Annotated in this window: 16 protein-coding genes; 8 read left to right on the forward strand and 8 right to left on the reverse strand. The window is 67.3% G+C overall.

What is annotated here, in order from left to right; genetic code table 11:
* The first annotated feature begins 3 nt into the window (after positions 1 to 3).
* From BLS42_RS16220 to BLS42_RS16230, 3 genes are read left to right on the forward strand one after another with little or no spacing between them, the layout of a single operon-like run.
* Complete coding sequence (locus BLS42_RS16220) at positions 4 to 900, forward strand: DUF1684 domain-containing protein (RefSeq protein ID WP_090582986.1); 897 nt, start codon at positions 4 to 6, stop codon at positions 898 to 900.
* Positions 897 to 2105, forward strand: a complete 1209-nt coding sequence (locus BLS42_RS16225; protein WP_090582988.1) for an LLM class flavin-dependent oxidoreductase — start codon at positions 897 to 899, stop codon at positions 2103 to 2105. Before BLS42_RS16220 ends, BLS42_RS16225 begins: the two co-directional genes overlap by 4 nt.
* Before the next feature lie 10 nt (positions 2106 to 2115).
* The gene (locus BLS42_RS16230) at positions 2116 to 3543 is read left to right on the forward strand and encodes an NtaA/DmoA family FMN-dependent monooxygenase (RefSeq protein ID WP_090582990.1); all 1428 of its coding nucleotides are present in this window, start codon (positions 2116 to 2118) and stop codon (positions 3541 to 3543) included.
* A gap of 247 nt (positions 3544 to 3790) precedes the next feature.
* On the opposite strand, the gene BLS42_RS16235 is transcribed toward BLS42_RS16230, so the two are convergent.
* On the reverse strand, positions 3791 to 4774 hold the full coding sequence (locus tag BLS42_RS16235; RefSeq protein WP_090582992.1) for an ABC transporter substrate-binding protein: 984 nt from the start codon (positions 4772 to 4774) through the stop codon (positions 3791 to 3793).
* Positions 4775 to 5057: 283 nt separating this feature from the next.
* Here BLS42_RS16235 and BLS42_RS16240 point away from each other — a divergent pair, with 283 nt between their 5' ends.
* Together BLS42_RS16240 and BLS42_RS16245 are read left to right on the forward strand one after the other, a co-directional pair.
* Entirely contained in the window at positions 5058 to 5597 is a 540-nt protein-coding gene (locus BLS42_RS16240; RefSeq protein ID WP_090582994.1) for an SRPBCC family protein, read from the forward strand.
* Complete coding sequence (locus BLS42_RS16245) at positions 5598 to 6200, forward strand: DUF6919 domain-containing protein (protein WP_090582996.1); 603 nt, start codon at positions 5598 to 5600, stop codon at positions 6198 to 6200.
* Between the two features lie 54 nt (positions 6201 to 6254).
* On the opposite strand, the gene BLS42_RS16250 is transcribed toward BLS42_RS16245, so the two are convergent.
* Positions 6255 to 6584, reverse strand: coding sequence for an antibiotic biosynthesis monooxygenase family protein (locus tag BLS42_RS16250; protein WP_090582998.1), 330 nt, complete (start codon positions 6582 to 6584; stop codon positions 6255 to 6257).
* Positions 6585 to 6813: 229 nt separating this feature from the next.
* Here BLS42_RS16250 and BLS42_RS16255 point away from each other — a divergent pair, with 229 nt between their 5' ends.
* Together BLS42_RS16255 and BLS42_RS16260 are read left to right on the forward strand one after the other, a co-directional pair.
* Positions 6814 to 7134: a GYD domain-containing protein gene (locus BLS42_RS16255; protein WP_090583000.1), complete on the forward strand. Its 321-nt coding sequence runs from the start codon at positions 6814 to 6816 to the stop codon at positions 7132 to 7134.
* A 165-nt stretch (positions 7135 to 7299) separates the two neighbouring features.
* Entirely contained in the window at positions 7300 to 7824 is a 525-nt protein-coding gene (locus BLS42_RS16260) for a hypothetical protein (protein WP_218122121.1), read from the forward strand.
* Between the two features lie 46 nt (positions 7825 to 7870).
* Here BLS42_RS16260 and BLS42_RS16265 read toward each other — a convergent pair whose 3' ends face one another.
* The gene (locus BLS42_RS16265) at positions 7871 to 8278 is read right to left on the reverse strand and encodes a (R)-mandelonitrile lyase (protein WP_218122122.1); all 408 of its coding nucleotides are present in this window, start codon (positions 8276 to 8278) and stop codon (positions 7871 to 7873) included.
* Positions 8279 to 8365: 87 nt separating this feature from the next.
* Positions 8366 to 9409: an NAD(P)-dependent alcohol dehydrogenase gene (locus BLS42_RS16270; protein ID WP_090583006.1), complete on the reverse strand. Its 1044-nt coding sequence runs from the start codon at positions 9407 to 9409 to the stop codon at positions 8366 to 8368.
* Between the two features lie 144 nt (positions 9410 to 9553).
* On the opposite strand from BLS42_RS16270, the gene BLS42_RS16275 reads away from it, so the two are divergent.
* Positions 9554 to 10447 (forward strand): helix-turn-helix transcriptional regulator, encoded by an 894-nt coding sequence (locus BLS42_RS16275; RefSeq protein WP_090583008.1) that lies wholly within the window; start codon positions 9554 to 9556, stop codon positions 10445 to 10447.
* Between the two features lie 23 nt (positions 10448 to 10470).
* On the opposite strand, the gene BLS42_RS16280 is transcribed toward BLS42_RS16275, so the two are convergent.
* From BLS42_RS16280 to BLS42_RS16295, 4 genes are all read right to left on the reverse strand, one after another.
* Positions 10471 to 10890 (reverse strand): DUF7793 family protein, encoded by a 420-nt coding sequence (locus BLS42_RS16280; RefSeq protein ID WP_176803479.1) that lies wholly within the window; start codon positions 10888 to 10890, stop codon positions 10471 to 10473.
* Between the two features lie 220 nt (positions 10891 to 11110).
* Positions 11111 to 12232, reverse strand: a complete 1122-nt coding sequence (locus tag BLS42_RS16285) for an ABC transporter ATP-binding protein (RefSeq protein WP_090583011.1) — start codon at positions 12230 to 12232, stop codon at positions 11111 to 11113.
* Positions 12233 to 12241: 9 nt separating this feature from the next.
* A complete protein-coding gene (locus BLS42_RS16290; protein ID WP_090583013.1) occupies positions 12242 to 13069 on the reverse strand; it encodes an ABC transporter permease in 828 nt (275 codons plus the stop codon).
* Positions 13056 to 13943, reverse strand: coding sequence for an ABC transporter permease (locus BLS42_RS16295; protein WP_090583015.1), 888 nt, complete (start codon positions 13941 to 13943; stop codon positions 13056 to 13058). The genes BLS42_RS16290 and BLS42_RS16295 overlap by 14 nt, the downstream gene beginning before the upstream one ends.
* Between the last annotated feature and the right edge of the window lies 1 nt (position 13944).

The raw sequence follows: 13944 nt of genomic DNA on the forward strand, positions 1-13944 counted from the left end.
ACCATGTCTACACCCACTGACACCGACGGCCGCTCCCCGGACCGCCGGACCGGTCCCGACGGCCGTCCCCGCAATGAATTCCAAGCCGCCTGGGCGGATTGGCATGCCGCGCACGAACGACACCGCGCCGACCCCCACGGCTTCCTCGCCGTCACCCACCTGCACTGGCTCGATGCCTCGCCCGCCCGGCTGGACGGCGCGCCGGGCACGTGGAGCGTCGAGGACGACGTCGTCCGCCTGGGTTTGGGGGCAGGCGAACGCGTCCTTCGCGACGGGCAGGAACTGAACGCCGACGGGACCGGAGCCACCGTGTTCCTTGGCCCGATTCCCGAGCGCGAGGGCCTGAATCTGCGTGTAGAAGATGCCGGCGCCGGTCATACGGTGATCGAGCTCGCCAAACGCGGCGGCCGCTATGTCGTGCGACCGCGGCATCCCCTGAACCCCCTCCTCACCAGCTACCGCGGGACACCCGCCTACGCCCCCACTCCTGAATATGCCATTTCAGGAATATTCTTCCCGTTCGCCGAACCGCGGCCCACCACCGTGGGCGCGGCGGTCGAAGGAATCCACCATGTCTACGAGGCCCCAGGGGAAATCCGCTTCCGGCTCCGCGGCAAGGACCTGAGCCTCACCGCCTTCAACGGCCACACCCCGGGCACCCTGTCGGTGCTCTTCACGGACGCGACATCGGGCAAGAGCACCTACGCGGCCAACCGCGCACTCACTGTGCCGGCTCCGGGCGCCCACGGCACGGTCTGGCTCGACTTCAACCGCGCGGTGAACTTGCCGTGCGCCTACACGGATCTCGCCACGTGCCCGCTGCCACCGGCCGAGAACCGCCTGCCGGTGGCCATCGAAGCCGGCGAACAGATCCCCTACGAACGACAGGACGCATCATGAGCAACCCTCCCGCCAAAGACGTGTCCCTGGGACACGGCCTGCTCCTGCTGGATCTCGACGGCGCCGGCAGCCACCCCGCTGCGTGGCGGGTTTCCCGCACCGCACCCGCGTCCGTGCTGGGCCCGGAACACCTCCGCGGCGCTGTGCTGGCCGCCGAGTCCGCCGGATTCCACGCGGCGACGTTTTCCGACCCCGGCCTGCCGGACCCTGATCAGCCGGGGCCGCCAGGCGAGCCGGACCCCGGTCACCCGGGTCGGGACGCCGCGGCCCGGCTCAACGCCCTGCAGCGGGCCGCGTTCGCCGGTCCCGTGACCCGCTCCCTCGCCCTGATCCCGGAAGTGGACACCGTCTACACCGAGCCATTCCACATCTCAACCCAGCTGGCCAGCCTGGACTACGTCTCCGGCGGACGGGCCGGCTGGCTCGTGGCCGCCTCGCCAAGCGCAGCCGATGCCGCCGCCGTCGGACGGGACACCGTGCGCGGGGAGCGGCTGTCCCGGGAGGCCGCCGATTCGATCGAGGTCAGCCGAAGGCTCTGGGACTCCTGGGAGGACGACGCTGTGATCCGCGACGTCCCCACCGGGCGCTACCTCGACGTCGACAAGCTGCACTACATCGACGTCGAGAACGGCAGCTATTCCGTCAAGGGTCCGTCGATCATTCCGCGGCCGCCCCAGGGCCAGCTCCCTGTGCTGGCCCCAGCCGGGCTCCTCACCCCGGAGGCCGTCGCGGCCGGGGCGGCCGACGCGCTGCTGGTCTCGGCCCCGACACCCGAACTCCTGGCCGCCGAGCTCGCGGCGACGCGGGCAGGACTCGCCGCCGGCGGGAGTGCGCCCGCGCTGATCGCCGAGCTCGACGTCGTGCTGGACTCCCGCGGCCAGGCTGCCGCACAACGGCTGGCCGGGCTGAACCGCCACACCGCGTGGCAGAGCCCGCGGGCGCGTTTCGCCGGGCCGGCGGCGGAGCTGACCGAACTGCTCACCGAGGTGCTGGCCCGGGCCGACGGCGTCCGCCTGCACCCCGCGGTGCTGGACACGGATCTTGAGGAACTGTCGCGGCTGGTGCTGCCTGAGCTGCGCCGGCGCGGGCTCCTGGCCCCCACCACCGCGGACGTCACGTTCCGCGAGCAGCTGGGGCTGGCGCGCCCCGCCAGCCGGTACGCCGCCATAACAGCCGGAACAGCCGCCCCCGGCGCGGAAAACTAAGGAGTTCACCATGAGCCACAGCACCAACCCTGCCGAATTCACCCCTTCCGGTCAGCTCCAGCTGGGCGTGTTCTTCCAAGGCGTCAACTCCGGAACCGTCTGGAAGAGCGCCGAGTCCGGCTCCCAAACCGATTTTGAATCGTTCCGGCGCATCGCCCAAACCGCCGAGCGCGGCCTGTTCGCAGCGTTCTTCCTCGGCGAAGGCCTGCGGCTGCGCGAGCACCTCGGCCGCCCGCACGCCCTCGACATCGCCGGCCGTCCCGACGCGCAGACCGCGCTGGCAGCCCTCGCCGCCGTGACCACCCACATCGGCCTGGTCGCCACCCAGAACACCACGTACAACGACCCCGCAGACCTGGCGCACCGGCTCTCCACCTTGGATCTGCTCTCCGGTGGCCGCGCGGCCTGGAACATCGTCACCACAGACAACGCCTGGACCGGCGCCAACTTCCGTCGCGGCGGCTACCTGGACCACGCCGGCCGGTACACCCACGCCGAGGCATTCGTGGAAACCGCCAAGCGCATCTGGGACGCGTGGGACGACGGCGCGATCGCGGCCTCGGCGGCCGCTGCCCGGTGGTCGGCGGAGGGGGCGGTCCGGCGGGTGCGCCACAGCGGCCAGCACTATTCCGTCGACGTCACCCCGCGGCTGCCGCGCAGCGCACAGTACCGGCCGGTGCTGTTCCAGGCCGGGGATTCGCCCGAGGGCAGGGACTTCGCCGCACGGCAGGCGGACGTCATCTTTTCCGCGCACCCGCAGCTGGAGGACGCGCTGGAATTCCGCCGCGACATCGTGGAGCGCACGCTCCGGGCCGGCCGGGGCGCCCAGGACGTGAAGATCATGCCTGCCGGCGAGTTCATTCTCGCCGCCACACCGCGGGAGGCCCTCGAAAAGAAGGCCTGGGTCCGCAGCCTGCAGATCGGCCCGCAGCAGGCCATCGCGTACCTCGAGCAGTTCTGGGGCCGGGAGCTGCAGGGCTACGATCCCGACGGCCCGCTGCCGGACATCGACCCTGTGGTGGACGAAACCTCCGAAACCCGCGGCAGCGGCTTCCATGGCGCTAAGACCAGCCAACTGGCCGACCAGTGGCGGGCCGAGGCCAAGGAGAAGGGCCTGTCCATCCGGCAATTTGTCTCGGCCAAGACCAGCCGGGGTGACTCTACCTTCACCGGCTCGTACACCGAGGTCGCCGACCGGCTCGCCGAGTACGCGCGGACCGGCGCCGTCGACGGCTTCAACATCTCGCCGTGGCTCATCCCGTCCGGACTCGATGACATCGTCAACCACCTCGTGCCGGAACTGCAGGAGCGCGGTGTGTACCCCACGGAGTACGCGGGCAGCACGCTGCGGAAGAACCTCGGCCTGGCCACCCCAGTCCGCACAGCCGCCGGCATCGAGGCGGAGGTCGAGGCCGGTTCCGTCACGGCGCGGGCCTAGGAAATCACCATCGGTTGCTCCGTAACCGCCCTATTCGAGACCCAGAAGGGCGGTTACGGAGCAATCGATCTTCCACACATGCATCACCAGGCAGACATGAAGAATCGAAGCCACAAAGAATAGCCACAAAGAATCCCCGCCGGAGACGTTCCAGGCGGGGATTCTTTTGTGTCCGGCACCATCGATTGCTCCGTAGCCGCCCCATTCGAGGCTCAGAAGGGCGGTTACGGAGCAATCGATTGGCGGGCTACTTCTTCGGCAGGCCCGCCGGGTTCAGCTCCGACGTCGCTACGGCCTCCTCGGACAGCCCCCAGCGGTTCAGGATCTTGGCGTAGCTGCCGTCCTGGATCAGGTGATTCAGTCCGGCCTGGGCCGCGGCGGCGAAGCCGTTGTCCTTCTTGGTGGTGACGGCGATGCTGGCCTTCAGCGGCCAGCCGCCGTCGACCAGGCCCACCAGCTTGGTCTTGGCGTCCGTGGCGGTCTTGTAGGCTGCCGTGGCGTTCGGGCCGAAGGTGAGGTCCGCGCGGCCGGACTGGACGGCCAGCTGGGAGGCGGAGTCGTCGTCGAAATACTGGAACTCCACAGGCTTGAGGCCATTCTTCTTGTTCTCCTCATCCCAGCGCAGCAAGATGGCCTCCTGGTTCGTGCCCGAGCCGACGATCACGCGCTTGCCTGCGACGTCCGGGGCCGACTCGACCTTGGTGGTGTTGCTGTCCGCCTTGGCGTAGAAGCCGAGTTTGTCCTCGCGGTAGCTGGCGAAGTCGAACTTGAGCTTGCGCTCCTCCGTGACGGTGACATTGGAGAGCACTGCCTCGTACTTGCCGGAATCGACGCCGAGCGGCCAGTCGGCCCATGCCGTCGGGACAATATCCGCCTCCAGGCCCAGCGACTCGGCCAGTGCGACCGCGAGATCCACCTCGTTCCCCACCGGAGTCTTGTTGTCCGTGGCGTAAACGGCCAGCGGCGCCGCGAACGGACTCACCGCCACAGTCAGTTTCCCGTCCTTCTTGATGGCATCCGGGACGAGCGCGGCGGCCGCGCCATCCACCGTGGCCTTGGTGCGGTCCTGCTGCGGAGAGAGGTTGAACTGCTTGACGCCGGAGGAGGACGACGGCGCCGCGGACGTGTCGCCGGCAGCGGCGGCGCCGGGGTCGGAGCAGGCCGCGAGACCCAGGGCAGTAGTGGCCGCCAACGCGACGGCGACGCCTGATTTGAACGAAAGACTGGACATGTTCTCCCCTTGAGAGTAGTTGTCGGTGGTGCTGGTGGCAGCAACTATCCGGGGCGCGGGAAAGCCGGTCAAAGCGCCGCGAAACCGGGTGAAACCAAGGGATACAGGCGGTAATACCCGTTCATCCGGCGTCCGCGGACGCGGCCTGAAGACGCCCAGTGTTACCGAAGATTGCCCTGCGTGACGTGGCGGGAAGGAATTGTTCACGGCGGGCCGCAACTGGCCTAGCCTGCATAGAAGACCTGCAGGGTGACAGCACGACACAGGAGGGGTGAACTTGTCAGTGAGCACGCACCAGAGGACGCACCGGACCACGCACCGGCTCGGCATCAACGCCCCGGCAGACCTTGTCTTCAGCATGCTGCGGGACGCCTCACACTGGCCCTACCTCGACGGCTTGACGGTGTACTCGGAGCGCGTCAGCGGCGACGACGCCGGGCACGAGCTCCGTACGTCGGTGGTTTCCAACGGCTCGCTCAGTTCAAGCCACTGCTGGCGTGTCTTTGATGCCGCCAGTCACCGCGCCGAGTTCCACCAGTTGGACCTCGAACCCCCGCTCCGCGAGCTTGGCGGCGGCTGGGAGATTCGGCCGGCGGACGGGCTCTCCGTGGCCACACTGACGCACGAGTTCGAGCTCGACGACGAGCACCTCGCCGAGCGCATCAACGCGATCATCGAGGACTATAGCCGGCGTGAACTGGAAGCGCTCCGGGTCAGCTGCGAACGGTTGTCAGTCCTCCTGCAGCACCACGCCCCGCAGACGCTCCCCACACCGCACCCCACCCCGCATCCCACATCGCAGTCCACAGCAAAGGAGGCCTGAATGTCAGAGGTCAGGTTCACGACGGAACGGGACAGCTTCGGCCGGCTTCTCGCGGACCGCGAGGTCTGGCGGCAGGCGACCTCCATCGCGGCGGCCGGCGAACTGACCGCGCGCTGGCTGGAAGGCAACAGCCAGTACCAGCCGGGAGTCTTCTCCCCCGGGTTCGACGACGAGACCGCGGCCATCGCCGGAGACCTCGCCCGGCTCAACCGCAACGGGCTCTTCACCAAGGAATCCCAGCCGGGAGTCCAGGCCGGGGGCCTCGCGCAGCGCGCCTACGTGACGGCGTTCTGCAGCCCGGAGACGGCGATGGCGCTCCTGGCGGTGTCCACCCGGACCGCCCTGGTGACCGTCGCGCACGCCCCCGGTGAGACGAGCAGCGCCTCCATCCCCGTGACCGTCCAGGATGACGACGTCGTGACCGTGCTCGGAAGCAGCGAGGGGCCGGTTGGGGAAGACCAGCTCAGGGACTGGGCGGCCGAGACCAACGAGACATTAGCCCTCGTCCTGGCGGATGCCTGGTACGTAGAAATCTTCGATCCCGTCTGGGGCCAGAACGATGTCCTGCTGACTGCCGTCTTCGAGGCGCTGGAGGCCGAATAGCCTGCGGGAACGTGGGTGGCCGCGCAGGCGGCGGCAACCCGCTTCCCGGGATATTCACATATCGGTCGCGTCCCAGCCGATGCTGGCGGCCTCGTCCAGGGTGCGCGACTCGAAATGTTCCAGCATGTCTTTCATTGCATCGACGCTCTGCTTGAACAGAGCAGAGTCCCGCCACTGCTCAATCTGTTCCAGGGATTCCCAGGGACCGGTGCTGATGAACCGGTTCTTGACGTCGCGGTCGTGCATCAACACGGCTTTGGCGTTGGGAAAATCCTCCTTGGTTTTCCTGGCCAGGTCCCGCCAGGCCTGCACAAAATCGTTCTCGCGGCCGGGATGCACCAGCCAGATTCCGAGCGTGTAAACAGACACGTCGATCGCCTCCATTGTCCGTACGGGGTTGATACGGCGATTATGTTCCAGTCCTCCGGCCGGCGGTAGGGCCGGATTGCCCGGCGGGCGCGCTCGGGGCCCGCCAATAAACCGTTGTATGGGTGCAGTGGAAGGCCTAGCATGTGGGCAGGCCCCACTCTGGGACCAGCCCCGGACCTTCCATTATTGGGAGTGGGCACGCGTCGGAGGCCGATGTCCTGGGCGTCACAGGATAGGAAAAACGATGAGCAAATATCTGTTCGAAGCGAACTACGTTGGCGACGGAATCAAGGGCCTCATGCGTGAGGGCGGCACCAAGCGTCGTGATGCGGTCGTCGAGGCCCTCAAGTCGGTGGGCGGCTCACTCGATAGCTTTTACTACGCCTTCGGGGAGACCGACGTCGTCGGGGTCTTCGATATCCCCGATCAGGCCAACGCCGTTGCGCTGTCGCTGATGATCAATTCCACCGGCGCCGTGGACCTGCACCTGAAACCCCTCATGACCGCGGAGGATCTCGACGAGGCAGCCACGAAGACGCCGTCGTATCGGGCTCCGGGGCAATAGATCACGAACACCGGGCAGGGCCGGCGTGTGCCCGCGGCGTGTCAGCGCGGCGCACCAGCAGCGACGCGCATGTGACCGCATGTCTGCCAGTAGGCTCGGGGCATGTCACCGAGCAATTCATCAGTCGGGCCATTGAGCAAGTCACTCCACCGGGGAAGACGCTGGATGCGCAGTGCCGCGCTGCTGTTGGCTGTCGCTTGCACGGCTGCAGGCCTGGCCGGGTGTGAATACAAGGATGACGTAACAGATCCGACGGCGGCCCCCACCAGGGCAGGCCGGCCGACACGTTCGCTGACGCCCCCGGTGGACCCGGGTCTCGCCGAGGCCGAGCAGCGCAACCTGGGCGAGCTGGAAGCAGTCCTCGGCACCCGGCCGGCCGGCCTCGTCCTCGGCGGAACGGGCGGGATTGGCGGCAGCGGATTCCGCAACTCGGCCGCAGCAGTGCCGAAGGGAACCTACACGCTCACCGCCGCCTGCATCGGCGCACCGAACGCGCTCTTGACGGTGTCACAGGACGGCCTCCGGGGCGGGGGCAGAGCGGAGATGAACCTCGACTGCGGAGCAGCTGAGACAACGCGGGTCGAGCTGAGGGCCGGACCAGTCCAGATTCAGGGATTCCGTCCCGGCACCGACCCCGCCGCCGGCGAAGTCGCGGGTTTCTGGATAGTCCCGGCCGCGCCGGGGTCCTAGCCGGGCACCGCGCGGGGCGGTGCCCGGAGGTTTTAGCGCAGCCGTGTTACGTGGTGCCGTTGTATTCCTCGTCGGTCACGAGGTCACCCCACTCGGACTCCGCGCCCTCGGCGGGGGCTTCCCACATCGCAAGGTGGGTCATGAAATGGTCCGGCGCGGCGCCGTGCCAGTGCCATTCGCCCGGTGGCGTGTAGATCGTGTCGCCGGGCCGGATCACCGTCACCTCGCCGCCCCGGGCCCGGATCAGGCCGACGCCTTCGGTGACGTGCAGGGTCTGCCCGACGGCGTGCGAGTGCCAGGCCGTGCGGGCGCACGGGGCAAAGTGCACCGCGTTGACGCGCATGCGGGACGGTTCCGGCTGCGGGGCCGCGATGACGTCAAACCAGACGTCGCCGGTGAACATGTGCACCGGTCCCTTGACGCTTGGCTGCTTGGCTTGGATTTCCACTGTCATTTCCTCACAGGGTGTTTGTCTGGGTGTTGAGGGGCGGGCGCGACCGGAGGCCGCGACCGCCCGGGCTCAGAGGCTTGGTTTCGCGTCCTAGTTCAGGGTCGCGGCGTCGATCACGAAGCGGTAGCGGACGTCGGAGGCCAGGACGCGCTCGTAGGCGTCGTTGATCTTCGCGGCCGGGATGACCTCGATCTCGGCACCCAGGCCGTGCTCAGCGCAGAAGTTGAGCATTTCCTGGGTTTCGCGGATGCCGCCGATGGCCGAGCCTGCGAAGGAGCGGCGCCCCATGATCAGGGAGAACACGTTCACCGGGAGCGGTTCCGCGGGCGCGCCGACGTTGACCAGCGCGCCGTCGAGGGACAGCAGCTGCAGGTAGGCGCTGATGTCGATCGCGGCACTGACGGTGTTGATGATCAGGTCAAAGCTGCCGGCGAGTTCCGTGAAAGTGTTTTCATCGCTCGTGGCGTAGTAGTGGTCCGCGCCCAGGCGAAGCCCGTCTTCGTGCTTCTTCAGCGACTGGGACAGGACGGTGACGTCGGCGCCCATCGCGTGGGCGATCTTGACTGCCATGTGGCCCAGGCCGCCCAGGCCGACGATCGCGACCTTTTTGCCGGGGCCCGCGCCCCAGTGGTTCAGCGGCGAGTAGGTGGTGATGCCGGCACACAGCAGCGGCGCGGCGACGTCGAGCTCGATGCCCTCGGGGATGGTGACCACGAAGTCTTCGGCCACCACCACATGGGTGGAATAGCCGCCCTGGGTGATGGTGCCGTCACGGTCGACGGCGCCGTAGGTGCCGGTCATCCCGGCCAGGCAGTACTGCTCCTCGCCGGCCTGGCAGTTGACGCACTCGCCACAGGAGTTGACCATGCAGCCGACGCCGACGCGGTCGCCGACGGCGTGCTTGGTCACGGCGGAACCGATCTCGGTGACGATCCCGGCGATTTCATGGCCGGGGACCAGTGGATAAGTCTGCGGACCCCAATCGCCGCGGACGGTGTGGATGTCCGAATGGCAGATCCCGGCGAACTTGATCTCGATCAGGACATCGTGCGGGCCCACATCGCGGCGCTCGATGGTGGTGAGGGCGAGCGGCTCGGTCGCGGACGGTGATGCGAAAGCGTTGACGGTAAGCAATGAATCTCCTGCTTGTTGATCGTTGGGGGTTGTTCAACGGAACACCATCCATCAAACCCGTCTTTGAAATCGTGAGGGAGACCCTGCTGATAGGGGTACTGGCAGGGTCTCCCTCAGGGGGACACAAGGCCTAACGTTGATGGCATGGACAATCGAGACGCGACCCGCGAATTCCTTGCCTCGCGCCGGGCGAAGATCACCCCCGAGCAGTCGGGGCTGCCGGTCTACGGCGCCAAGCGTCGGGTGCCGGGTCTGCGCCGCGGGGAAGTCGCGATGCTGGCCGGTGTCAGCGTCGAGTATTACACCCGGCTGGAGCGGGGAAACCTGTCCGGCGTTTCGGAGGGTGTGCTGGACGCCGTGGCAAGCGCCCTCCAACTCGACGACGCCGAGCGGGCCCACCTCTTCGATCTGGCCCGGGCGGCGGCCCCGGGCAGTCGGAGCCGCCGTCGTCCCCGTCCCGCGGAGTCCGTGCGGCGAAGTGTTCAGCTGACGCTGAACGCCATCACCAACGCGCCCGCCTTTGTGCGGAACGGGCGCATGGACATCATTGCGGCCAACCCGCTGGGCTACGCCCTGTTTTCGGACATGTATGTGGGGCCGGCCCGCCCCGCAAACCATGCCCGCTTCATCTTCCTGGACGGCCGTTCGCGCAGCTTCTACCCGGACTGGGAGCGTGCGGCGAACGACACGGTCGCGATCCTGCGCACCGAAGCCGGCCGGGACCCCTACGACCGCGGGTTGACCGACTTGGTGGGCGAACTCTCGACCCGGAGCGAGGAATTCCGCACCCTGTGGGCCGCGCACAACGTGCGCCAGCACTACACCGGGCTCAAGCACCTCCACCACCCGGTGGTCGGGGAACTCCACCTGATGTTCGAGGCTTTGGACGTCTCAGCCGACGCCGGGCTGTCCCTGCTGGTCTACAACGCCGAACCCGGCTCAGCGTCGGAGGATGCGCTGCGGCTGCTGGCCAGCTGGGCCGCCACCAACCGGCAGGTCAAGGAGGCCGAGGCAGCTTCTACGGTGGACAAGGCTTAACCGCACGGAGCGGGCCGAAACCGTCATGCCAGGGCGGAAATGCCGTCCGCGTATCCATCGGGCTGGCCGCCGCTGGAGGTGAAGTTGTTCAGCCAGGCCATGGCGTCGTCCCTGGAAGTGAAGAATTCGTGGGGGTACAGGGTGTGCCGGCTCATTGCCGCCGCAATCACACGGTCCACGGTGCTGGATCCAAGCACAGCGATCGCCAGAACTCCTGTGGTCTGCGCGAACTCGTACCTGGCGGCCGCGCTGATCTCCACATCCGTCATTTCGGAGAGCATCGGCATCGGGGTTCCGCCGCTGACCTGTGCTACGGCCCGCATGGCGTCCTTGGCGTCGTGGACATCAACAAACGAGCCCGGCTGCCAGACCGATGTGATGATGCCCGCGCTGACGCTCAGCACGTTCTTTCCATCAGCAGCTGTTACATGTCCTGGCATCATCGAGACCATTCTAGGGCCGGCCTTGCCAAGCCAGGGCTTTGGGGCTCGGTGCGCGTGGCGGACCGCCAACGGTGGCTGGTTGCGCGTGCCATGGACATGTGCCCCGGCGGAGCCCAGGGATGGACACAGTGGGCCTATGTCCATCCCCGGGTCCCAAAAGAGGGCATGTCCCCCGACGAGAAGACCGGAACCGGCCCAACCTCTGGCCTGCCTCCCGGGATCAGGACTCCAGGACCAGCAACTGGGCCTTGTCCGCGTCCCAGCCCACCCACAGCTCCTCATCCGGCAGGATCCGGGTGCCCCTGTCGGAGCTCAACTCGCGGAGCTGGAGTTCGTGGCCGCCGGCCGTGAGGCGGTGGCGGACCGTGGCACCCAGATTCGTGGAAGACACCAGAGCCGCGGCGCATCCGTTGCCTGCCGTAGCCCGTGTCCTGAATTTGAGGTGCTCCGGGCGGATGGAGACGGCGTAGTTCTCGCCGCTTGCCCCGCGGTCCCGGACCCGTGCCAGGCCAAGTCCGCCGAGGTCCACAACTGCCTCCTCGCCGTTTCGCTCCACGATGGTGCACGGGATGAGGTTCGTGTCGCCGAGGAAGCTAGCCACCCAGTCGGTGATGGGGTGGTTGTACACCTCCTCCGGCGGGCCGGACTGGACGATCTTCCCGTCCTTCATCACCACGATCCGGTCCGACATGGCCATGGCCTCATCCTGGTCGTGCGTCACGAACAGGACGGTGATGCCCAGGCTCTTCTGCAGGGTTTTGATCTCCTCCTGCATCTGCTCGCGGAGGCGCTTGTCCAGGGCTGCCATCGGCTCATCCAGCAGCAGGGCCGCCGGGTTGAAGACCAGTGCCCGGGCCAGCGCCACCCGCTGCTGCTGTCCCCCGGACAGCTGGCGGGGCTTGCGGCCACCCATCTTGCCGAGCCCCACACGCTCCAGGGCGTCTGAGGCGCGCTGGCGCCGTTCCGCGCGCGGCACCTTCCTCATGCGGAGCGCAAACTCCACGTTTTCCAGCGCGCTCATGTGTGGGAACAGGGCATAGTTCTGAAACACCACACCGAGATTGCGGTCCCGGGGCGGCAGCGAGTCCACGGGCCGCCCGTCAATGAGGACGGTTCCGGCGGTGTGTTCTTCAAACCCCGCAACCATCATCATGGTGGTCGTCTTGCCCGAGCCGCTGGGGCCCAGAAGGGTCACAAACTCTCCGGGCTGGACCGTGAGGTCCAGCCCGTCCACGGCAACGACGTCGCCGTAGTGTTTGCTGACCTGGCGGAGCTCAATGGCGCCCTGGGCGGCCCTCCCCGTCCCGGGAATTGACTCCGCGGAAATCACTGATGCGGTCATCGACTTTCCTTACGTTTGTGCGGACACGGCCAGCGGCAGCATCCGGGTTGAAGAACGGCGCTTGAGGACAAACATGACCTGGAGCAGTAGCCCGATTGTGGCGACGCTGACGAGCAGGGCGGACGACACGGCGATCTTCGGGGTCAGGTTGAACTGGATATCCGTGAACATCTTGACCGGCAAGGTGGTGGCCCCCGGGGACTGCATGAACAGGGACATCACCGTCTCATCGATGGAGACCGAGAACGCGAAGAGCGCCCCTGATATCAGGCCGGGCAGGATGATGGGCAGATACACGTGCCGCAGGACGGCGAGCGGACCTGCCCCCAGGCTCTGCGCCGACCGGACGAGGGCCGGGTTGAGTCCGGCGAGGCTGGCACGGGTGGTCAGGTACACATAGGGGGTCGCGATGACTGCGTGCGCCAGGCCGATGGGAACGATACTGCCCACCATGCCGATCGAGATGAAGAACTGGTAGAACGCCAGCGCGAGCACCACGGTCGGCACGATCATCGGCGCGAGGATCAGACCCACTACTGCGGGCTGTCCCGGGAACTTGCGCCCGTGCAGGCCGATCGCCGCGGTGGCGCCCAGCAGCACACCGATCACGACGGCGATCGCGGCCGACTGCAGGCTGGCCGTCAGGGCGGAGGTCCAGGCCCGGTCGGCGAAGAACCCGGCCACGGCGGCGAAGGAGATCCCCTCCGGCGGGAAGGTGATGTAGCGGCTGTCGTTCAGCGCGACCGGCACCACAATCGCCGTCGGAATGACGAGGAAGAGGAAGGCCGGGATGGAAATAAGCGCCAGCAGGCGCTGCTGCGGATTAGTTGTCTTCATGTTGGCCTCCTGCCTTGAGGACGCGCTGGTAGACAGCCACGAGGATGCTGACCATGACTGTCAGGATGACGGCCAGCGCAGCGGCCCCGGAGAAGTCCGTGAGCTGTCGGGCGTAGTAGTCAATCTGGTTGGCGATCATCATGTCGCCGGGTCCGCCCATCACCACGGGCGTGATGAAGAAGCCCGTGCTGATGATGAAGACCAGCAGGCCGGCGGCGGAAATGCCGGGCATGCTCAGCGGCAGCGTGATCCTGCGGAAGACGGATCCTTCCCGCGCGCCAAGCGAGCGGGCCGCCAGCCCGAGCCGGTCATCGATCGATGTCAGCGACGAGAAGATTGGGAACACCGCGTACGGCAGCAGACAGTGCACCATGCCGACGATCACGGCGAACCGGTTGTGCAGCAACGGGATCGGCGCACCCGTAAGCCCGATTCCCTGCAGGAAGGCGTTCACAATGCCGTTGTCCTGGAGTAGGACCGCCCAGGCGAAGTTCTTCACCAGGATGCCGGTCCAGAACGGCAGGAGTACGACGGCGAACAGGATCACCCGGGTGACGGTACCGGCCCGCCACAGGACCATGGCGATGATGTAGCCGAGCACCACAGTGACAATGGTGCTCGCCAGGCTGATGGTCAGAGTGTTGACGAGTGCGCGCACTACCAGCGGGTCCTCGAGGACCCGCTGGTAGGCGTTGTCGGCGAAGCTTGCGCCGACCAGTTTGCCTAGCGGCGTCAGGAACAGCACGACGTCGAAGGCAAGGATCGGGGCCAGCAGCAGCCACCAGCCGCTGCGCCGCCGCCGGGGTGCTGCTTCAGCGGAGCCAGGCGCACTGCGGCCCCGCGGCCGCGGCCGTTCCAGAGTTGCGTTGCTCATC

Origin of the sequence: Arthrobacter sp. ov407, assembly GCF_900102895.1 — a bacterium.
Taxonomy (GTDB): Bacteria; Actinomycetota; Actinomycetes; order Actinomycetales; family Micrococcaceae; genus Arthrobacter.

Excerpts from the sequence above, each read along its gene's own strand:
- BLS42_RS16220 (WP_090582986.1), top strand. The coding sequence starts at position 4 with ATGTCTACACCCACTGACACCGACGGCCGCTCCCCGGACCGCCGGACC.
- BLS42_RS16225 (WP_090582988.1), top strand. The coding sequence starts at position 897 with ATGAGCAACCCTCCCGCCAAAGACGTGTCCCTGGGACACGGCCTGCTC.
- BLS42_RS16230 (WP_090582990.1), top strand. The coding sequence starts at position 2,116 with ATGAGCCACAGCACCAACCCTGCCGAATTCACCCCTTCCGGTCAGCTC.
- BLS42_RS16235 (WP_090582992.1), bottom strand. The coding sequence starts at position 4,774 with ATGTCCAGTCTTTCGTTCAAATCAGGCGTCGCCGTCGCGTTGGCGGCC.
- BLS42_RS16245 (WP_090582996.1), top strand. The coding sequence starts at position 5,598 with ATGTCAGAGGTCAGGTTCACGACGGAACGGGACAGCTTCGGCCGGCTT.
- BLS42_RS16250 (WP_090582998.1), bottom strand. The coding sequence starts at position 6,584 with ATGGAGGCGATCGACGTGTCTGTTTACACGCTCGGAATCTGGCTGGTG.
- BLS42_RS16255 (WP_090583000.1), top strand. The coding sequence starts at position 6,814 with ATGAGCAAATATCTGTTCGAAGCGAACTACGTTGGCGACGGAATCAAG.
- BLS42_RS16260 (WP_218122121.1), top strand. The coding sequence starts at position 7,300 with ATGCGCAGTGCCGCGCTGCTGTTGGCTGTCGCTTGCACGGCTGCAGGC.
- BLS42_RS16265 (WP_218122122.1), bottom strand. The coding sequence starts at position 8,278 with ATGACAGTGGAAATCCAAGCCAAGCAGCCAAGCGTCAAGGGACCGGTG.
- BLS42_RS16275 (WP_090583008.1), top strand. The coding sequence starts at position 9,554 with ATGGACAATCGAGACGCGACCCGCGAATTCCTTGCCTCGCGCCGGGCG.
- BLS42_RS16280 (WP_176803479.1), bottom strand. The coding sequence starts at position 10,890 with ATGATGCCAGGACATGTAACAGCTGCTGATGGAAAGAACGTGCTGAGC.
- BLS42_RS16285 (WP_090583011.1), bottom strand. The coding sequence starts at position 12,232 with ATGACCGCATCAGTGATTTCCGCGGAGTCAATTCCCGGGACGGGGAGG.
- BLS42_RS16290 (WP_090583013.1), bottom strand. The coding sequence starts at position 13,069 with ATGAAGACAACTAATCCGCAGCAGCGCCTGCTGGCGCTTATTTCCATC.
- BLS42_RS16295 (WP_090583015.1), bottom strand. The coding sequence starts at position 13,943 with ATGAGCAACGCAACTCTGGAACGGCCGCGGCCGCGGGGCCGCAGTGCG.